At 37.7% G+C, this 21108-nt stretch carries 12 protein-coding genes and 1 pseudogene; 12 read left to right on the forward strand and 1 reads right to left on the reverse strand.

Features of this window, described 5'->3' with window-relative positions; genetic code table 11:
• The first annotated feature begins 2621 nt into the window (after positions 1 to 2621).
• The 9 genes from thiC (at position 2622) to ACFIK6_RS01945 (ending at position 14317) form a co-directional block, all read left to right on the forward strand.
• Positions 2622 to 4457 (forward strand): phosphomethylpyrimidine synthase ThiC, encoded by a 1836-nt coding sequence (gene thiC, locus ACFIK6_RS01905; protein WP_375641536.1) that lies wholly within the window; start codon positions 2622 to 2624, stop codon positions 4455 to 4457.
• Complete coding sequence (gene thiO, locus ACFIK6_RS01910; RefSeq protein WP_375641537.1) at positions 4454 to 5404, forward strand: glycine oxidase ThiO; 951 nt, start codon at positions 4454 to 4456, stop codon at positions 5402 to 5404. Before thiC ends, thiO begins: the two co-directional genes overlap by 4 nt.
• A gap of 3 nt (positions 5405 to 5407) precedes the next feature.
• Entirely contained in the window at positions 5408 to 5605 is a 198-nt protein-coding gene (gene thiS, locus ACFIK6_RS01915) for a sulfur carrier protein ThiS (protein ID WP_375641538.1), read from the forward strand.
• A 4-nt stretch (positions 5606 to 5609) separates the two neighbouring features.
• On the forward strand, positions 5610 to 6383 hold the full coding sequence (locus tag ACFIK6_RS01920; RefSeq protein ID WP_375641539.1) for a thiazole synthase: 774 nt from the start codon (positions 5610 to 5612) through the stop codon (positions 6381 to 6383).
• A complete protein-coding gene (locus ACFIK6_RS01925) occupies positions 6380 to 6985 on the forward strand; it encodes a thiamine phosphate synthase (protein WP_375641540.1) in 606 nt (201 codons plus the stop codon). The genes ACFIK6_RS01920 and ACFIK6_RS01925 overlap by 4 nt, the downstream gene beginning before the upstream one ends.
• Positions 6976 to 7734: a hydroxymethylpyrimidine/phosphomethylpyrimidine kinase gene (locus tag ACFIK6_RS01930; protein WP_375641541.1), complete on the forward strand. Its 759-nt coding sequence runs from the start codon at positions 6976 to 6978 to the stop codon at positions 7732 to 7734. The genes ACFIK6_RS01925 and ACFIK6_RS01930 overlap by 10 nt, the downstream gene beginning before the upstream one ends.
• Positions 7735 to 8172: 438 nt before the next feature.
• The gene (locus ACFIK6_RS01935; protein ID WP_375641542.1) at positions 8173 to 9012 is read left to right on the forward strand and encodes a uracil-DNA glycosylase family protein; all 840 of its coding nucleotides are present in this window, start codon (positions 8173 to 8175) and stop codon (positions 9010 to 9012) included.
• Between the two features lie 69 nt (positions 9013 to 9081).
• Positions 9082 to 11709, forward strand: coding sequence for an aminopeptidase N (gene pepN, locus ACFIK6_RS01940; protein ID WP_375677305.1), 2628 nt, complete (start codon positions 9082 to 9084; stop codon positions 11707 to 11709).
• Between the two features lie 286 nt (positions 11710 to 11995).
• The gene (locus ACFIK6_RS01945; protein ID WP_375641544.1) at positions 11996 to 14317 is read left to right on the forward strand and encodes an ATP-binding protein; all 2322 of its coding nucleotides are present in this window, start codon (positions 11996 to 11998) and stop codon (positions 14315 to 14317) included.
• Here ACFIK6_RS01945 and ACFIK6_RS01950 read toward each other — a convergent pair.
• Positions 14314 to 14837: pseudogene (locus ACFIK6_RS01950) on the reverse strand (methylated-DNA--[protein]-cysteine S-methyltransferase). The gene ACFIK6_RS01945 and the pseudogene ACFIK6_RS01950 overlap by 4 nt on opposite strands.
• 777 nt (positions 14838 to 15614) lie before the next feature.
• On the opposite strand from ACFIK6_RS01950, the gene carB reads away from it, so the two are divergent.
• The 3 genes from carB to ACFIK6_RS01965 all read left to right on the forward strand — a co-directional run bounded on the left by carB (position 15615) and on the right by ACFIK6_RS01965 (position 21079).
• On the forward strand, positions 15615 to 19100 hold the full coding sequence (gene carB / locus ACFIK6_RS01955; protein ID WP_375641546.1) for a carbamoyl-phosphate synthase large subunit: 3486 nt from the start codon (positions 15615 to 15617) through the stop codon (positions 19098 to 19100).
• Between the two features lie 245 nt (positions 19101 to 19345).
• Complete coding sequence (locus tag ACFIK6_RS01960; RefSeq protein WP_012754908.1) at positions 19346 to 19555, forward strand: cold-shock protein; 210 nt, start codon at positions 19346 to 19348, stop codon at positions 19553 to 19555.
• A 321-nt stretch (positions 19556 to 19876) separates the two neighbouring features.
• Positions 19877 to 21079 (forward strand): pyridoxal phosphate-dependent aminotransferase, encoded by a 1203-nt coding sequence (locus ACFIK6_RS01965; protein WP_375641547.1) that lies wholly within the window; start codon positions 19877 to 19879, stop codon positions 21077 to 21079.
• Positions 21080 to 21108: the final 29 nt, after the last annotated feature.

Genomic DNA, 21108 nt, shown 5'->3' on the forward strand with positions numbered 1-21108 from the left:
CCAATGTTTTTTTGAACAAGCTTTTATCCAATCCAAATGCACCATAGAGAATATATTCAATATAGCCATTTCTTCACACTTTCATTGAACTGGAAATGAAATACTAGAGAAATATCACACACCTTCACCAAATTTGAAGGTTGCATCCGATCCGAAAAACATTAAAAAGCACAAACCAGCGCCCTCCCCCAATTTTTACGAACAATATCCTTATTTTTTAAACGCCCCGTAATCAACTTCTCCCCTCCAACACGTAGCATACCTTTTATATATTATTATATGTATATTTTTTTTGCAAGAATAATAAATCATTCTCAACAACATCTTGCAATTATTGGTGTTCTTCTTCATTCATGACAATATCAAAAAGCATTCTCTAAACTGTTTTGCTAACTCATCTGCCTCATCAATCCAAACAAAAAAATATGCTCCATCGATTTAACACTTGCTATCCCCTTAACTATCAAAGAAAGCACCTTACAAAATCTTGCTAAGTAAGTAGCCAGATAACTGGACTATCCATGGCTTGTTTTTTCCAAATAGAATATCCCCTCCACTCATTACCAACTTTATTTTCAGTGTTCTCTGCACCTTTAACTTCTATCTTCCCTTTAAAATACACATCATTATTAGCTAGACCATTTACACGCCCTTTACTAGCTCTAGACGGGGTCTATTTTTTACTATTTTTGAAGTTATCACTATATTTTCTAATGTCAGAAACATTTTCTTTAGATAATAAAAAACTTAATTAATCAACAGAATGAACACTCAAAAAGAACGATGGAGATATGAGTTTTGGAGATCTTATAGTATGCAGTATATTAGGATTTTTGTTTATAATCTTTTCGTTGGATGGTGAATACGAAAATAATTACATTAAAATGGAAAAAGAATACTTTAGGTGTTCTTTTCTATTCCTGACAGCATTGACCTCACGATTTAGTATAATTGCACTACTTAAATATGATTTTTTTATAAGATATAAAAGATAAGCTTTATATCCTTCCTAATATGCATAACGAGTTTTATGATGTGAGTAGGACAATGCAAAGCGATTATAGAATGCTATGATAGTGCAGATAAATAATTCACTAACGAATTTATCTATGAATATTTTGTTAATACATTTGCCTATCTCTGAGGTATGCCAATCATTTTTTCCTGTACAGCTGCAGCTTTTATAGGGCTATCAATTGTAACATTGCTCATAATAGCAATATTAGTGGAAATTTGGTTACTTTTCCTCATAATTCCCTACTTATTCAAAAATTGGTTTTAGGCTTTGTTAATCATTATCATAATAATTCTTTGTTTGCGTTTGTTTTATTTATTACCTATTTTAGTGTTTAAAAATTTTTTTGACGCAAATTTACTTAATTTTTCTCTTGTTGTATTATAATAATAAGAGCACTTCATTATGATTAGAAAGCTTTTTGTATATAATTAGCGATTTCTTATCTGTAATATTGTTGCATGATATCACATGACTCGTGAATAACTTTACCTTGAAAACAAAGAGCTTTATATCTCAGAAAATGAATTTTCACCTCGTCTTAAGCTAAAACACAGCGCTTTGCGCATTTCTATTGCAAACTAATTAATGAATTTACGTAGTACTTTATGCTGAGATACATCCTTTTGCTTTTCTCTCTCTTCCAACTATTTAAAAGTGTTGATGAAATTTTAAGATGAATAGCCTTTGTTCATTTTCATCATCATTTTTTAATTCAGCTTTACGATTTTCAAAACATTAAAGGCAATATTATTTTTAATAATAAAGATTAGGTATTGTTTTACGCTTTTGTTTATCGCACTCTTAATGGGAACATCCCCTCATGAAGAATAGAATGCTCCAAACAAAATATAATGATATTGCATATCACGCACTTTTAAAGAAATATTGCTCAAAATATACTCCGTTCATTTTACGACAGCGCACGCCAATGATACAATAGTAAGCCATTATAGATCATCATCTTTAAGCTTTTGACGATACAAGCTGGAACCCATCATATATTTTGTTGGTCCCCACATTGCGACAGTCCTCGCCTCTGAGAATGTTCATAAATGACATTTGGCTTCCTTTCTTCAAGTGTTTTGCCCCATACGCCCCCACTTATGATGTGCAAGAAATGATTTTATATGAAAAGATGTATGATGAAAGAATCTTATGGTATTCTGAATTTTATTTTAATATGAAAAAATCTCAATCAGAGCTCTAAACTATCTAATTTTTCCTTGATAATCCGTTTTTAACTTTATTCTGGTTTATAAAATCTTCAAGATCATAGTTTATCGCTTTATAATAATGTCTATTTGCACTCTTAAAAAAACACACCAAAATCGTTTAAAATATATTTTTATGATTGACAATATAGATATTTGAGCCAACCATGTTCGTATTAACAAAAATACTTTAAGTGGGAGGAGGCATGCAAATATGAGAATAGATATTGTATCAATTTTTCAAAATAACTTTTCTTGAGCTGTATTGAATTTGCTTTGCTATAAAGCAATACTACTCCTATTCATCCGAATGCTCGTGACTGATAATTTGAATACACCCCCGTTAACATCGCAACCTATTTTTGAACTCTGTGTCTATAAGGAAAAAGTTTGTGCAGAAAAATACCCCATCAATCAGTTGTAGCCCCTTTCCCGCTTCACGCAAAATTTATCAACAGAGCCTTCTCTTTTCTGATGTGCGCGTACCATTGCGTGAAATTTCACTGACTGATGGCAGTGGTGAAAAACCTTTAAACGTTTACGATACTTCTGGCCCCTACACCGATAAAGATATGATCATTGACATTACAAAAGGCTTACCAGCAATTAGCTTGCCTTGGCTCTCTAAGCGGGATGATACTGAAACTTATCCTGCACGATCAGTGAAACCTGAAGATAATGGATTAATTTCTGATAAAAACCTTACACCAGCCTTTAAACAAAAACGTCCCATTTTACGAGCAAAAAATGGCAAAGCAATTACACAAATGGCTTACGCACGCGCAGGCATTATTACAGCGGAAATGGAATATGTGGCTATACGAGAAAATGAAGGATTAGCAGTAAAAGAACGGCAGAATGTACCATCAAATGAAACATTTGCTGGATCAATACCAGAAATTTATACTGCGGAATTTGTTCGCAATGAAATTGCTTGTGGACGCGCCATTATTCCACAAAACATTAATCATCCAGAGTGCGAACCTATGATTATTGGGCGTAATTTTCGTGTTAAAATTAATGCCAATATTGGCAATTCAGCAGTGACTTCATCTATGGAAGAAGAAGTTGATAAAATGGTTTGGGCTATTCGCTGGGGCGCAGATACAGTTATGGATCTCTCAACAGGTCGAAATATTCATAATATTCGTGAGTGGATTATTCGAAATGCTCCTGTTCCCATTGGAACTGTTCCACTTTATCAAGCACTCGAAAAAGTACAGGGTATTGCCGAAAACTTAACATGGGATATTTTCCGTGATACCCTTATTGAGCAAGCAGAGCAAGGTGTTGATTATTTTACCATTCATGCGGGATTAAGATTACCTTTTATCCCTTTGACCGTTGATCGGGTAACAGGTATTGTTTCACGAGGTGGTTCTATTATGGCAAAATGGTGTTTGCATCATCACAAAGAAAGTTTTCTCTATGAACATTTTGATGAAATCTGTGATATCGCACGCACGTATGACATCTCTCTTTCATTGGGGGATGGATTGCGCCCTGGCTCTATTGCCGATGCCAATGATGAAGCTCAATTTGCAGAGCTTAAAACTTTGGGAGAATTGACAAAAATTGCTTGGGGAAAAGATGTTCAGGTTATGATTGAAGGTCCTGGGCATGTCCCAATGCACAAAATTAAAGAAAATATGGAGCAACAATTAGATCTTTGTCATGAGGCGCCTTTTTATACTTTGGGACCTCTTACAACCGACATTGCTCCTGGTTATGATCATATTACATCAGCAATTGGTGCCGCTATGATTGGATGGTTTGGAACAGCTATGTTGTGTTATGTAACACCTAAAGAACACCTAGGACTCCCCGATAGGAATGACGTAAAAACTGGTGTGATCACTTATAAAATTGCTGCTCATGCTGCTGATCTTGCCAAAGGTTTACCTAGAGCACAATTGCGCGATAATGCTCTTTCGCGTGCACGATTTGATTTTAGATGGCATGATCAATTCAACCTTTCTCTTGATCCAGAAACAGCCTGTGCCTTTCATGATGAGACAATGCCTAAAGAAGCCCATAAATTGGTGCATTTTTGTTCCATGTGTGGACCCAAATTCTGTTCTATGCGTATTTCCCATGACATTCGTGAGGCAGCAGCAATAAGAAAAACAAAAGGAGAAGGTATGATCGCCATGGCCGAGAAATATCAGAAAAATGGTGACCTTTATATGGAAGTTGTTCCTCCTCAAAAAGAGAAAGTAAATAGTTGAAGAACATTCTTATCAAAGGTGCAGGTATAGGCGGCTTAACGGTTGCCTTTATGTTACAGCAAAAAGGTGTTTCTGTTACTATATCGGCTCCCCCTCGTTCTCCTCTAGGAAGTGCTAGTTGGTATGCAGGAGGAATGCTCGCACCTTACTGTGAAAGAGAAAATGCGGAACAGATTGTTGAAGATCTTGGTGTACAAGCTATACAGTGGTGGCGGAAAACGCTCCCCAACCTTGTCATACAAAAAGGCACTTTAGTGGTTGCACCTACACGAGATAGAGGAGAGCTTGAACGATTTTCTGTGCGCACGCATAATCACAAAACTATAGATCATACAGAAATAGCTCATCTTGAACCAGATCTTGCAGAACGTTTTAACTGTGCGCTCTTTTATGAAAATGAAGCCCATATTGATCCTCGCAAAGCACTTATGGCTTTAAAAGAAAAGCTTCTCAACAATGGAGCGTGTTTTGTTGATGTAGAGACCGCTGAAACAAATTTTGATATTGTTATTGATGCGACAGGAATAGCACGTTTAGGAAAGGACAAAAATATACGGGGCGTACGCGGCGAAATGCTTCTCGTGCGCTGCACCGATATTAAAATTTCGCGTCCAATTCGTCTTCTTCATCCACGGTTTCCTCTCTACATTGTACCTCGACAAGATAATATTTTTATGATTGGCGCAACAATGATTGAAAGTGACTTTGATGGTGCAATCTCTGTGAGATCAATGATGGAACTGCTCAACGCGGCTTATACTTTACATCCTGCTTTTGCTGAAGCAGAAATTATTGAATCTGGCGTTGGTGTTCGTCCATGTTATCCTAATAACTTCCCTTCTGTGCATAAAGATGGTAACTGTATTTTTATTAATGGATTTTATAGACATGGTTTTCTTTTGTCTCCAGAAATGGCAAAAAGAGCAATGAAATTGGCATTGGAATAAAGCATGAAAATATTTGTTAATGGTGAAACAGTCCAAACAGAAGTTATGACTCTCGGTCTCCTACTTGAAGAATTGGGATATGAAGGAAATTGGCTTGCGACCGCTGTTAACGCTGAAGTTGTTCCCATAGATGCACGAAGCCAATTTGTCTTACGTGAAGGAGATAAAATTGAAATTTTGAGCCCAATGCAAGGAGGCTAATAATATGCTGAATCTTTATGGACGACAATTCTCTTCCCGTCTTCTATTAGGTACAGCGCAATATCCTTCACCAGCAATCCTTCGTGATGCTATTCATAAATCGAATACGGAAATTGTGACTGTTTCCTTGCGCCGTGAAACTGCAGGCGGAAAACAAGGCGGACAATTTTGGCACTTTCTTCAAAAACTTGGAGTAACAGTGCTTCCTAATACTGCTGGTTGTTATACTGTTAAAGAGGCCGTAACGACAGCCCAATTAGCAAGAGATCTTTTTAAAACAGCTTGGATTAAACTCGAAGTGATAGGAAATCCAGACACCTTACAGCCAAATATTTTTTCCTTAATCGAAGCTGCGCAAATTTTAAACAATGAAGGTTTCAAAATTTTTGCTTACACAACGGATGATCTTATTGTTGCTGAAAAACTTTTTGACATTGGTTGTCGTGTTATTATGCCTTGGTGTGCTCCTATTGGTTCTGCCAAAGGACCTCATAATACTGATGGATTGCGTTCTATCCGTGCTTACCTTCCGGACGCTACTCTTGTTATTGATGCCGGCATTGGACGCCCATCACATGCCGCCATTGCGATGGAACTCGGTTATGATGCAGTACTGCTTAATACCGCAGTTGCTAAAGCAGGTGATCCTGTCTTAATGGCTGAAGCATTTTCTAAAGCTGTTCAAGCAGGACGTATGGGATATAAAGCTGGCATGATCGAAGCACGCAATGTGGCAGTCCCTTCAACGCCAATCATCGGAAAAGCAGTATTTTCATGAAACTGGATCCATTTTACCTCATCGTTGATAACGCTGATTGGATTGAGCGTTTGCTTCCTCTTGGTATCAAGCTCGTGCAATTGCGTATGAAACATGAAAATCAACAAATAATCCGTCAACATATCAAGCGCGCAAAAAACATATGCAATAAATTAGGAGCGCAATTAATTATTAATGATCATTGGGAAATAGCAATTGATGAAAAGTGCAATTTTATTCATCTGGGACAAGAAGACCTAAGCAATGCTGATCTTCATGCAATTCGTAAAAGTGGTATAAAAGTTGGTCTTAGTACGCATGATGAACATGAATTGGATACGGCACTCTCTGCTAATCCTGAATATATTGCACTTGGTCCTATTTATCCGACAATCTTAAAAAAAATGAAATGGATGCCGCAAGGACTAGAAAAAATCAAACAATGGAGAACGCGGATTGGTGCTTTACCTTTGGTGGGTATCGGTGGTTTAACACCAGAACGCGCAGTTGGTGTTTTAAAAGCAGGCGCAAATAGTGCTGCTGTTGTAACTGATATTATCCTTCATAAAAAACCTGAAGAGCGTGTACAGCAGTGGATAAAAGTGACACAAACATGGCGTTGATACCTTCCATTCTTATTGTTGCGGGCACTGATCCAACGGGAGGTGCCGGTATTGTTCGTGATATAGAAACCGCTGTATATTTTCAAATAAAAGCAAATTTAGCAATTACTTGTGTTAACGTACAAGATGATAATCGCGTTGTCGAAATCATTCCAATGCGCGGAGACCTCGTCGCTGCGCAAATGCGTTCCGCCCTAGAAGCAAATCCAATAAGCGCAATAAAAATCGGTATGACGGGGACAAAAGAAATTATAGCAGCAATCAGTAACGTACTCAAAGACTATCCCCATGTTCCAGTTATTTTGGATCCTGTACTTGTCGCTTCATCAGGAGGAAAACTAACAACGGAAACAATCATCGACACTATGATCGATAAACTGCTTTCTCATGTTACTCTTTTAACTCCGAATAGAGAAGAACTCGCTCTTCTTAGCCAAAGTCCATTGGCATCTCATGATAAGCAAGCAATACAACAAGCAAAAAAACTTTTGTCATTGGGAGCTCGCTCTATTTTAGTAAAAGGAGGACATGCTGAGGGTCCTCTTGCAATTGATAGATTCATTGACAAAACTGAAGTCATAAATATTTCTACTCCACGTTTAAAAGGAACAATGCGAGGAACAGGTTGCATTCTCTCAAGCGCTATTGCTGCGCATTTAGCATTAAATGAACCCCTCATTTCAGCTGTAAAAAAAGCAAAAGCATATATCCACACATTGCTTTTAACCCATTGTAAAGACAGTTTGTAAAGTCTTAATATTTTCTCATATAAAAGCAATATTTATATATTTTATTCATTTAATATTTTTAATAAAAAAGATAAAAATATAATAATAAAAAATTTATACTTAACTTTACAAATTAAATACTATAAAGTTCATTCGCATTAATTATTAAATATAGGATATAATGATTAAAAATATTATCATACCACTTGCATTCAGTAGAGAATTCTTTTATTATAAAGAGCCTAACTTGTTTAAAAAATTAAAATAGCGTAATTTAAACAAATTGTACATTTAAAGATGTATATAATCGAGAACACTTGCATTTTACGATTTGCCTTTTTTGTGAAAAGAGAGAATCCTATCAGCGTTCCTATACATTAACGGCTAGCAAATGCATTTATAAAACTTGAGGGATAAATTTGTTTGATCTATAGTTGCTAGATCATTAGAAAAAATAAAATGTTAAATCAAACGCCGTGCTCAATTTCTTATGAAGAACTCTTAAACTTTTATAAAGAAAGTGGTGCGGATGCTGTTCTGACAGATTTCCCTATTGATCGTTTTAAACAGTCTGCTTGTTTAGAGAAAAAATTAACACCTGTCGTGAGCATTTCTCATAATCAACAAACATCTCCCAAAACATCCCCAACCGTAAAATTAAATCATCATCCGCTGCATAACTCTGGGGCTCTACAAAATGAATCCACCGCTATAGAGAGTGCAAAAAATGCAAAGACACTCGATGAGTTAAAATCTGCTCTCCTTGCATTTAATGGCTGTTCATTAAAATTGACAGCAAAAAATACCTGTTTTTCAGATGGAACAGCAGGAAGCCCCCTGATGCTTATAGGCGAAGCACCAGGACGAGACGAGGATATACAAGGAATTCCTTTTGTGGGAAAAGCAGGGATGTTGCTTAATAAAATCCTCGCATCAATTGGCTTAACAAGAAATAATGTTTACATTGCCAACACTATTCCTTGGCGTCCACCAGGAAATCGTACACCAACACCAAGAGAAGTTGCCTTGTGCCGCCCTTTTATTGAACGACACATTTATTTAGCGCGTCCTCGTGTACTTATAGCACTGGGAGGCGTTGCTGCACAGTTTCTTACGGGATCTCAAAATGGGATTATCCGAACAAGAGGAAAATGGCATCTTTATGAAAGTGAGGATAATATAAAAATACCTGTTATGCCAACTTTCCACCCTGCCTACCTTCTTCGAACCCCTAGTCAAAAGAAGCTTACATGGATAGACTTCTTAGAAGTAAAAAATCGCCTCGATAGCCTTTTGTAATTCTGTAATCTTCTTTGACACTAAAATTAAACACCTTCTTTAACTCTTAAAATACGAATGGGAACAACTATGGAACAGCCAACAACATATATTTATCGTTTGGAAGACTACCAGCCAACCCCTTACGCTATCCCTAAAACACAACTTTCCTTTCAATTGGCACCAACAAAAACTTATGTTACAGCCATATTGTCTATTGAATCCCGTCACGATACAAAAGAATTAACACCTCTTGTTCTTTCTGGTGATGATCTTACTTTAATTTCCGTTTCTATTAATGATGAGACATTAGCCCCAAATGCTTATAAAGTGACGCCTTCACGTTTAGAAATTACAACGCCACCAACGGCTCCTTTTACATTGAAATTGGTTACGGAACTGAATCCTGAAAGCAATCGTCAACTTATGGGCCTTTATCTTTCAAATGGTGTTTATTGCACACAATGCGAATCGGAAGGTTTTCGTCGTATTACTTATTTTTACGACCGCCCAGATGTTCTTTCTACCTATAGAGTGAAAATTGAAGCAGATTCCCAAGCAATCCCAATCTTGCTTTCAAATGGTAATCTGGTGGAAACAGGAACTTTAGAGAATAATCGCCATTTTGCCATTTGGGAAGATCCTTATCCCAAACCATCTTATCTCTTTGCTTTAGTAGGTGGAGATCTCGATAAGTTAGAAGACCATTTTACAACTGTATCTGGAAGACGTATCGAGCTTGGTATCTACGTAGAAAAAGGAAAAACCAAACGCGCCGCTTATGCAATGGATGCTCTTAAACGTTCCATGCGTTGGGATGAACAATGTTTTGGGCGCGAATATGATCTTGATATTTTCAATATTGTTGCAGTGTCCGACTTTAACATGGGAGCAATGGAAAACAAAGGCCTTAACGTTTTTAATGATAAATATGTTCTTGTCGATCCTGAAACAGCAACCGATCAGGATTATAGAAATGTTGAACGTGTCATTGCACATGAATATTTCCATAATTGGAGCGGTAATCGTATTACCTGTCGCGATTGGTTTCAACTCTGTTTAAAAGAAGGATTCACTGTTTATCGTGATCAGGAATTTTCATCAGATCAAAATGTACGCAGCCTACAGCGAATTGAAAATATAAAAACATTAAAAGCGACGCAATTTGCCGAAGACGCTGGGCCCCTCGCTCATCCTGTACGTCCTCGTCAATATAGCCAAATTAACAATTTTTACACCACAACTGTTTATGAAAAAGGTGCTGAAGTTGTTCGCATGATACGGACTATTTTAGGACCCTCTATGTTTCGTAAAGGTACTGATCTTTACTTTCAACATCATGATGGACAAGCTTGTACAATTGAAGATTTTATCGCTTGTTTTGCTGAAGTATCTGGTCAAGACTTCTCCCAATTCATGTTGTGGTATGAACAAGCTGGAACACCCAATGTAGAAATCGATAGTCATTATAGTGATGGTGTTTTAACAATTCATGCAAAGCAACATATTCCCGCAACCCCACAACAAAATATAAAAAAACCTATGCTTATCCCTATCGCTTTTGGACTCTTAGGACACAACGGAGAAAACCTCACCTATGAAGCAGATACAGATATTCAATCAGATGTTATGCTTTTATCTAAGGAAAGCCAAACGTTTACATTAAAGGGACTGCGTGAAAAACCCGTTTTATCACTGCTGCGAGACTTTTCAGCGCCAATCATTCTACACACTCCATTCAATGAAAGAGAACTTATTTTTCTTGCACAACATGATGACAATCACATTAATCGCTGGCAATCTCTTAATCATTTAATGACGCAAGCTTTGATTCAAAGCATTCAAGGTAAAACACAAGAAAAAGCAACACTTCCTTCTGCTTTGCTAAAGCTGATTGAAACGATCATAACAGATGAAAACTTAGAGCCTGAATTTCGTGCCTTCTGTATAAATTTACCTAGTGAAGTTGAGCTTGCTCATACAATCGGTAAAAATGTTGATCCAGATCGTATTCATTATGTCCGCAATCAGTTTTTAACTTCACTTGCACAAACCCATCAAGAGCTCTTAACAAAATTCTATGGACAAATGCAAACCCAAGCGCCCTATTCAGCAAACGCTGTACAAGCTGGAAAGCGAGCATTAAAGAATATCATATTGGATTATCTTTCCATTGCTGAAGCCAATCCAAATCGTGCTGCCACACAATATGCAACTGCTGATAATATGACTGACCGTATGGCTAGTATCGCTATTCTCGTGAAACGTTTTAATGAAAGTGAGCAGGCACAAAATGCCTTAAATGATTTTGAAAACCGCTATAGGCATGATCCTTTGGTCATGGATAAATGGTTTTCTATTCAAGCAATGGTTGCTGGCACATCAACGCTAGAAAATGTTCAAAAGCTCATGCAACACCCGCTATTTTCAAAAGACAATCCCAATCGTGTACGTTCCCTAATCGGTGTTTTTGCCTCTAACAATCTCACGGGCTTTAATAGGATGGATGGAGCGTCTTATCATTTTCTTTGCCAAATCATTTTGGAAATTGACAAAAAAAATCCACAGCTCGCTTCACGATTATTAACAACGATGCGCTCTTGGCGACAATTAGAACCCATTCGACAACAAAAACTTGAAACTGAATTAAAAACGATTGCTGCTGCGCCAAAATTATCAAGTGATGTCGCTGATATTATCAACCGCCTGCTCACTTGAAACGAAAAATTATTTTAAATCAATATGCTATAATATTTTTTTAAATAAATTCTACAAACTATTCGATCATCATTAAACCTATAAACAGGCAATCTAAGCCTGTTTATAGATCATGTTTAAAGTACCTTTTCCTTTTCATATTCCAAGTTCATAGAAGTAAAATTATTTTTTTTAAAAAAAAGACTGGACAGAAGACTCCTGTTTTGATTCATTGCACTCGATGGGGTTACTATGAATATCGAAGCAGTTTTTAAATCACATTATTCTGGAATTAAAGGAACAAGAGATGGCTAAATTGGACGCATATAATGCGCCAAGGGAGATATGTGCTGATTCAAAATCGAGCGCTCCAAGTCATAAAGCGCAGAAAAAACGTATTCATCTGCTTTCTGGCTCTGCCTATCAAAAGCTTCTCTTTATTGAGCCTTGGTTGCGTCGCTCACTTCCATTTGTCATTGTAGCATTTCTTATTGTACTTGCATCAATTCGTTTTGTATCACTCTATGATTGGCGTAACACGATTGATAAAAACACGCGTTCTACCATCACTCTTTTAGCTTCTCATATTACCAATACAATTAATCATGACTTACTGGCTGTTTCTCAGAAAGGAAAAGTCTCTACCCTTTCTCATAGTCATTTACAAAATATCCTCACCACTTTTCGTAATCAAGAGCTTATTAATCCTAGCACTCTGATCGCCATTGTTGATCAAAAAGGAAATGTCTTGGCTTCATCCAGTTCAGAGATTGCTTTAGGGAAACCTTTGCAAGATTTTATCTCTGACAGCATTGCTTTACAATCTCTTGGACAGCATGTTGGAATTATGAAAATCACAATAGGAAAAGATGCCCCTGCTCTTGCTTCATTTCACCAAACAGAAAATGGGCAATATGGCGTATTCATTAGCGAAAAGATGCAAGATAGCGCCATAGAATGGCGGAAAATTCTCTCGTTAAATATAACTCTGTTCATTGGAACTAGTGGCATTATCCTCGCTCTTCTTTATGCTTATTACAACCAAATTGTACGAGCACGCAAAACAGATCTTGTTTCAGAAAAAAATCAAAATCGTATTGATATGGCAATGATGCGTGGACGCTGTGGACTATGGGATTGGAATATGGCAAGTGGACGCGTCTACTGGTCACGAGCAATGTACGAAATGCTCGGCTATGTCCCTCAGGATGCATTGCTCTCAATTTCCCAAATTAGCGCCATTATCAATCCAAATGATGCGAATTTTTTTGATCTTGCTCAGGAATTAATGAGCGGTAAAAAAAAGCATATTGATATTAACGTTCCCATGCGCCATGCCGATGGCCACTATGTCTGGATGCGCATTCGTGCCGAAGTTACTGAAGAAGAAGAACCCCATTTGGTTGGTATTTCCTTCGATATTAGTGAACAGCAACAATTGGCTGAACAAACAGCGCAAGCCGACCTTCGTATCCGTGATGCGATTGAAAACATTTCAGAATCTTTCGTCTTGTGGGATGCTGAAGGACGTTTAGTCATGTCCAACAGCAAATTTTGCGAATATGCCGCTATTCCTAAACAAATTCTACAATCAGGTATCCAACGTGCAACCGTCGAAGCCATGGCACGCCCTGCACTCAGTGAATATCCCCTTAAAGATGATGGTACTGGTAACTTAACCAGTATTCGCCAAACAGCAGATGGTTGTTGGCTCAAAATTAACGAACGGCGAACCCAAGACGGAGGATTGGTTTGTATTGGTACTGACATTTCTGAGCTTAAACAACAACAGGAGAAATTTGAAGATAGTGAAAGGCGTCTTTTTTCTTTCATTCAAGAACTCAAGCGCGCGCGAGGGAGTGCTCAACAACGCGCAACAGAAGTTGAAAAACTTAATAAAAGTTTGAAAGCAGAAAAAGAGCGCGCCGAAAGTGCTAATAAGGCTAAATCAGAATTTTTAGCCAATATGTCTCATGAATTGCGCACGCCACTGAATGCTATTCTCGGTTTTTCAGATATCATGTTGCAATCAACTTTTGGCCCTCTTGGTTCACAACGCTACAAGGAATATATGCATGATATTTACAATTCAGGAACCCATCTTCTAACCCTTATCAATGACATCCTTGATATGTCAAAAATTGAAGCTGGAAGATTTACGCTTGATTGTAAGAGTACCGATCTTGAGCCCATCATTAGTGAAGCAGTACGAACACTAACGCCTCAAGCTCAAGAAAAAAATATTGTTGTTACAACAAACATTACCCCAGAACTTCATGCTGAGGTTGATGGTCGTGCAATGAAACAGATTTTCCTTAATCTCATCTCTAATGCCGTTAAATTTACGCCTTCTGGCGGAAATATTGATGTCTGCGCTTTTAGGAAAAAAAACAACCTTATTTTTAAAATTACAGATACAGGTGTTGGTATTCCCCAATCAGCGATTAAAAAACTTGGACAACCTTTTGAACAAGTCGAAAATCAGCTTACTAAATCTCACACGGGCTCAGGTCTTGGCTTAGCCATTTCACGCTCCTTGCTAGAACTCCACAAAGGAAAACTTGAAATTACTTCAAAAGAAATGAAAGGGACAACTGTAACGATTATAATGCCCATCACACAAAGTTAAATTTCTCCATTTTGTTCTCGTTGTAGTAAAATCTGTTTCCGTTTGTCCCCCCAACGATACCCTGAAATAAAACCATTTTTACGCACAACACGATGACAAGGAATGATAACAGCCAATTCGTTACGTGCGCAGGCATTAGCAACGGCACGAAAAGCACTCGGCATACCAATACGGCACGCTAAGACTTTATATGAAATTGTTTCACCACATGGTATATCACATAATACTGCCCATACTTGTCGTTGAAAAACTGTACCATTTATATCTAAGGGAAATTATATTTTTTTACCAACTTAGGTGTTTCTATCATGGCTATAATATGGGCAACTTCTCTCTTAAATGTATTGTCACCTACAACTTGTTGTGCATCACCAAAGCGTATCGTAAATTCCTGTAATAATTGCTCTATAGTGTCTCCTAACGCTATATAACAAATCCCTCTTTGAGACCTAGCCACCAAAAGCTTTCCTATTGATACATCTTTCAGACAGAATATTCTCGTTTGGGAAATGTTCAGCATTTTAGCCTTCTTTATATTTTAAAAAGTTTTGAACATCATCCATAAAATAAAGGAGGAGTAATCACTATCTTTTAAAAACAAACAAAATTATTCTGAAATTATCTCCTTAGCCATTGTATTAAAATACACTCTCACCCTTTTAATCAAATGGAAACATCCATAGATTGACGTTCTTCCTACCCTAAAATGGAAACTTCGACCAGAGCCGATCTATCAACAATCTTGCTTTTTATCTAACAGATTCCAACTGAGACCATTTTATATGGTTTATTTCATAAGCTCTAACAAAAAACACCTTAATGTGGTAAATTTTCATACCTTATATCACAGCTCTAAACGGCAGTATTTTACGGAACAATACGATAAGCTTCCCATTTCATCGTGCAAAATCCCATCAAACCATAAATAATGGCTTATGTTTTACAAGCAACAGAAAAAGCGCGTACTCTCTTAGGCAAACAACGTCATAAAACACAAAATATGCCGGCAATGGATTAGAAAGATGTTCCGGCTTTTTATTCTCCACAGTATGCTTGAATATTCTAATTTGTTGGAGCATTATTATTATTTTTTATCAAAGGTCATACTTTTGATATACTGGCGAGATGACTCAATTCAAAAAAAGAAATTTATCTTCAATTTTATGAAAAAAAGCATGGAAAAGGTATTTTAGTGCTTACTTTCTTTGTCACTTAACTTATAAAATAACTGTAGCCTCAGAACTGAAATATTTTGCCCACAACAATCGCGCACAGATATTTGTCATAGGAAAAAGCCATGCCCAAACGCACAGATATAAAATCTATTCTTATCATCGGAGCAGGACCTATTATCATTGGTCAGGCATGTGAATTTGATTATTCAGGTACACAAGCCTGTAAAGCATTAAAAGAAGAAGGTTATCGAATTATTTTGGTAAATTCTAATCCTGCCACGATTATGACAGACCCAGATCTAGCTGATGCAACTTATATAGAGCCCATTACTCCTGAAATAGTTGCCAAAATTATTGCCCACGAACGTCCCGATGCCCTTTTGCCCACTATGGGAGGACAAACAGCCCTCAATACTGCTTTATCGTTAAAGCGTATGGGTATTTTAGACCGCTATCATGTTGAAATGATAGGGGCTAATGCTGATGCTATTGATAAAGCTGAAGATCGTGCTTTATTCCGCCAAGCGATGGCAAAAATCGGTTTGGAAACGCCACGCTCTATGTTAGCCAATGCAACAGAACTGAAAGAAGAAAATCGCCAACAACACGCAAAAACGTGTGCTGAACTTAAAGCAAAACTTTCTGGTGCTGCGCTTGACAAAGCTCTCGAAGAACTTGAGCGCAACTGGCGACATACCGAAACTGATCGCAAACAACATTATATCGCCCATGCAACAGCAAAAGCAGTTCAAGCTCTTGATGTTGTTGGGCTTCCAGCTATTATTCGTCCTTCATTTACCCTTGGTGGAACCGGTGGTGGAATCGCTTACAATCGTTCTGAATTTTATGAAATTATCGAACGTGGTCTTGAAGCTTCGCCTACAACAGAAGTTTTAATTGAAGAAAGTGTTTTAGGGTGGAAAGAATATGAAATGGAAGTTGTTCGTGATAAGAACGACAACTGTATCATTGTTTGTTCTATTGAAAATATTGATCCAATGGGGATTCATACCGGTGATTCGATCACTGTAGCACCTGCTCTTACCTTAACAGATAAAGAATATCAATGTATGCGTAATGCTTCGATTGCTGTTTTACGTGAAATTGGTGTTGAAACGGGGGGATCCAATGTACAGTTTGCTGTCAATCCTGAAAATGGGCGCCTCATTGTTATTGAAATGAATCCGCGTGTTTCTCGTTCTTCAGCACTTGCCTCAAAAGCAACGGGGTTTCCCATTGCCAAAGTAGCGGCTAAACTGGCTGTTGGTTATACACTTGATGAATTAAAAAATGATATAACGGGCGGTGCAACACCAGCATCATTTGAACCGTCTATTGACTATATTGTGACAAAAATTCCTCGTTTTGCTTTCGAAAAATTTCCCGGTTCATCACCTGTCCTCACAACTGCGATGAAATCTGTAGGAGAAGTCATGGCAATTGGACGCACTTTTCAAGAATCGTTACAAAAAGCACTCCGTGGACTTGAAACAGGACTTACGGGTCTTGATGAAATTGTTATTCCAGAGCATGCTGAAGGCGATGAAAAAAGTTCTATACGCTCAGCCATTGCCATACCAAGCCCTGATCGTCTACGCTATATTGCTCAAGCCATGCGCACAGGCTTACCCTTAAATGAGATTCACCAAATTAGCAAAATTGATCCGTGGTTTTTAGAACAAATAGCCTCCATCATTGAAATGGAGCAGCGTATCCGCATTCATGGATTACCCCAAGACGCAGATAACTTACGTATGTTAAAAGCTATGGGATTTTCAGATGCGAGATTAGCCTCCCTTACTGAGAAAGAACCCGATGATATTGCCGCTTTACGCAAATCACTGAATGTTAAACACGTCTTCAAACGGATTGATACTTGTGCCGCTGAATTTTCTTCTCCTACAGCCTATATGTATTCGACATATGAAGTTCCCTTTGCAGGTGTAGAGCACTCGGAAGCACACATTTCTGAACGCAAAAAAATTGCTATTTTAGGCGGTGGACCAAACCGCATTGGGCAAGGTATTGAATTTGATTACTGTTGCTGTCACGCTGCTTTTGCACTGCGTGATGCAGGTTTTGAAGCGATTATGATTAACTGCAATCCTGAAACAGTTTCAACCGACTATGATACCTCTGATCGCCTTTACTTTGAATCTTTAACAACAGAAGATGTTATCGCTATTTTAGAAGCAGAACAGGAAAAAGGCGATTTGGTTGGAGTCATCGTCCAATTTGGCGGACAAACACCCTTGAAATTGGCAAGCGCTCTAGAAAAACACAACATCCCCATCCTAGGTACTTCACCTGACGCTATCGACTTAGCAGAAGATAGAGATCGCTTTCAAAAACTGTTATTTAAACTTAACTTAACACAACCTCAAAATGGTATAGCCCACTCCATCGAACAAGCACGCCTCATTGCCCACGAACTAGGCTTCCCATTGGTTGTACGTCCCTCTTATGTTTTAGGAGGACGTGCTATGCAAATTATTCGTGATGAACGTAGCTTACAAAATTATTTACTTGAGAGTGTCCCTGAATTAATTCCAGAAGATATCAAAGTCCGTTATCCTAACGATACAACAGGACAAATCAATATATTGCTTGGTAAAAATCCGCTTCTCTTTGATACCTATTTAACAGAAGCAATTGAAGTAGATGTTGATTGTCTATGTGATGGCAAAGAAACACTGATCGTTGGTATTATGGAACACATTGAAGAAGCTGGTATCCACTCTGGTGATTCAGCATGTTCTTTACCAGTCCATACGCTCTCACATAAAATAGTTACTGAATTAGAGCGCCAAACCAAAGCATTAGCACAAGCACTTCATGTTCGCGGCTTAATGAATGTACAATATGCTATAAAAGATGACACCATTTATGTCTTAGAAGCCAACCCCCGTGCTTCACGTACTGTCCCATTTGTTGCAAAAACGATTGGTCGCCCTATTGCTAAAATGGCTGCACGTATTATGGCAGGAGAAACGCTCCATGATGCTCTTCAAGCTTATGGTGGATTACCTTCTTTACAGGAAAAACAACATATTGCCGTCAAGGAAGCAGTGTTTCCTTTTGCTCGTTTTTCAGGTGTTGATACACTTCTTGGTCCAGAAATGCGCTCAACCGGTGAAGTTATGGGACTTGACTATGAATTTTCGCTTGCTTTTGCTAAAGCCCAACTTGGAGCTGGTGTCAAACTCCCTAAAGAGGGAACTTTGTTCGTTTCTGTAAGAGATGAAGATAAAAAACGCATCTTAAATCCTGTAAAACGTTTAACTGAGCTCGGCTTTTCTGTTGTCGCCACAAGTGGAACACAAAAATTTCTCACCGAACACCACATTGAAGCAAAAAAAATCAACAAAGTTCTAGAGGGACACCCCCATATTGAAGACGCTATTCGTAATCGCCAAATTCAATTGATTTTTAATACAACTAGCACTGCCAGTGCCATCTCAGACTCAAAATCATTACGTTATGCAGCACTCATGCAAAATGTTCCCTACTATACAACAATAGCTGGGGCTGAAGCCGTCGTAGAAGCGATCAAAGCACTCAAAAAAAGGCGCCTTGAAGTACGTTCCCTACAAAGTTATTTTAGTTAAATTTTTTCTACATAGCAAAATGTACACTGTTTTCTTATTTTTTCTTTATATAAAAATTGATTAAGACTTGCTTTTTGTTCTAAAAACTTTTATAGAGGTTTCATCGAATTTTCGGTTACGTGACTTTCTTTCCTGTGCAATCTGCACTTTTGACGAAACTTCTCCCACCTAATTTCGATCTACAACCGTATTGAAGGAATGAAAGCTTCAATACTCAATATAATATATATTCTAAGGAGTTTCCTATGTCTACAGGAACAGTTAAGTGGTTTAATACAACAAAAGGTTTCGGATTCATTCAACCTAGTGATGGTAGTGCAGATGTATTTGTACATATTTCTGCCGTCGAGCGTTCTGGTCTAAACAGTCTTAATGAAGGGCAAAAAATTTCTTATGATGTTCTTCAAGATCGTCGTTCAGGAAAATTTGCCGCTGGTAACCTTGCAGCTCTTTAAAGTTTAAATTCTGCAATATTTTATTTAAAAATCTTCGTTTGTAACGACGAAGATTTTTTTTATTTTTATAAAGCATCATTTTACCTTGTTAAAATAAAAGACTTCTTATCTCCTTTGTACAATTTATCAAACCTCCTTTATACTTCCTCAAAAACTTTCATAAAATCTACAACGAGATTATCTTGTAAAAATCTCAAAAAAGAAGAATATAAAGCCCGTGTAAGGGTATTTTGGAAGTTTTTTATTGCATACAATATAATCTCTTATAGAATATCCTTAAAGCAATAACCATTTGTTGATATAATATAAGGATTTAAAATTATGGCTTTTATTGCCGACAAACTGTCTCGTATCAAACCTTCTGCAACAATTGCTGCTTCTCAAAAGGCCCGCCATTTAAAAGCATTAGGGCGCGATGTTATTGCTTTAAGTGCTGGAGAACCAGACTTTGATACCCCAGACAACATCAAAAACGCGGCTATTGAAGCTATTCGAAGGGGAGAAACAAAATACCCTCCCATATCTGGAATTCCAGAATTGCGCCAAGCAATTTCTGCAAAGTTTAAAAGAGAAAATAACCTTCTTTACCAACCAGAACAAATTATTGTTGGTACCGGTGGAAAACAAATTCTCTTTAATGCATTCATGGCAACTTTGAATAAAGGAGATGAGGTCATCATTCCATCCCCTTATTGGGTTAGTTATCCAGAAATGGTCGCACTCAACGATGGTACGCCTGTCTTTTTAGAAACAAAAGCTGAATTTTCTTATAAACTCCAACCACAAGAGCTAGAAGCTGCCATTACCCCCAAAACCAAATGGTTCATCTTTAACTCTCCTTCAAATCCATCAGGTGCCGCTTATACACACAATGAATTGAAAAAACTCACAGATGTTTTAGTAAAATATCCTCATGTTTATATCCTTTCCGATGATATATATGAACATCTCACATATGATGGTTTTACCTTTGTTACTCCAGCTCAAGTAGAACCAGCGCTTTATGAGCGTACACTCACAATGAATGGCGTTTCTAAAGCCTATGCGATGACGGGATGGAGAATCGGCTATGCAGGCGGACCACAAGAATTAATTAAAGCTATGGATACCATTCAAGGCCAGCAAACATCTGGAACAAGTGTCATTTCACAATGGGCTGCTGTTGAAGCACTCAATGGGCCACAAGACTTTATCGCTAAAAATAAAAGTATTTTTCAAGCACGCCGTGATCTCGTTGTCTCCATGCTAAACCAAGCTCCTGGCATTCACTGTCCAACGCCCGAAGGTGCTTTTTATGTTTATCCTTCTTGCACAGGACTTATTGGAAAGAAAACACCTAACGGTCAACGTATTACGAATGATGAAGATTTTGCCATAGCGCTTCTAGAAACAGAAGCTGTTGCTGTCGTCCAAGGATCTGCTTTTGGACTTGGATCAGCTTTTCGTATTTCTTATGCAACATCAGAAGAATTACTTGAAGAAGCTTGTATACGTATACAGCGCTTTTGTAACAATTTAATTTAAAATCTTTAATATCATCTCTTGTGATCGTT

Source organism: Bartonella sp. AS69XJJH (genome assembly GCF_042195585.1).
Classification (GTDB): domain Bacteria; phylum Pseudomonadota; class Alphaproteobacteria; order Rhizobiales; family Rhizobiaceae; genus Bartonella.

Coding starts and splice junctions, on each gene's coding strand:
- ACFIK6_RS01935 (WP_375641542.1), top strand. CDS start 8,173: ATGTTAAATCAAACGCCGTGCTCAATTTCTTATGAAGAACTCTTAAAC.
- ACFIK6_RS01930 (WP_375641541.1), top strand. CDS start 6,976: ATGGCGTTGATACCTTCCATTCTTATTGTTGCGGGCACTGATCCAACG.
- ACFIK6_RS01960 (WP_012754908.1), top strand. CDS start 19,346: ATGTCTACAGGAACAGTTAAGTGGTTTAATACAACAAAAGGTTTCGGA.
- ACFIK6_RS01925 (WP_375641540.1), top strand. CDS start 6,380: ATGAAACTGGATCCATTTTACCTCATCGTTGATAACGCTGATTGGATT.
- ACFIK6_RS01920 (WP_375641539.1), top strand. CDS start 5,610: ATGCTGAATCTTTATGGACGACAATTCTCTTCCCGTCTTCTATTAGGT.
- thiS (WP_375641538.1), top strand. CDS start 5,408: ATGAAAATATTTGTTAATGGTGAAACAGTCCAAACAGAAGTTATGACT.
- pepN (WP_375677305.1), top strand. CDS start 9,082: ATGGAACAGCCAACAACATATATTTATCGTTTGGAAGACTACCAGCCA.
- ACFIK6_RS01945 (WP_375641544.1), top strand. CDS start 11,996: ATGGCTAAATTGGACGCATATAATGCGCCAAGGGAGATATGTGCTGAT.
- carB (WP_375641546.1), top strand. CDS start 15,615: ATGCCCAAACGCACAGATATAAAATCTATTCTTATCATCGGAGCAGGA.
- ACFIK6_RS01965 (WP_375641547.1), top strand. CDS start 19,877: ATGGCTTTTATTGCCGACAAACTGTCTCGTATCAAACCTTCTGCAACA.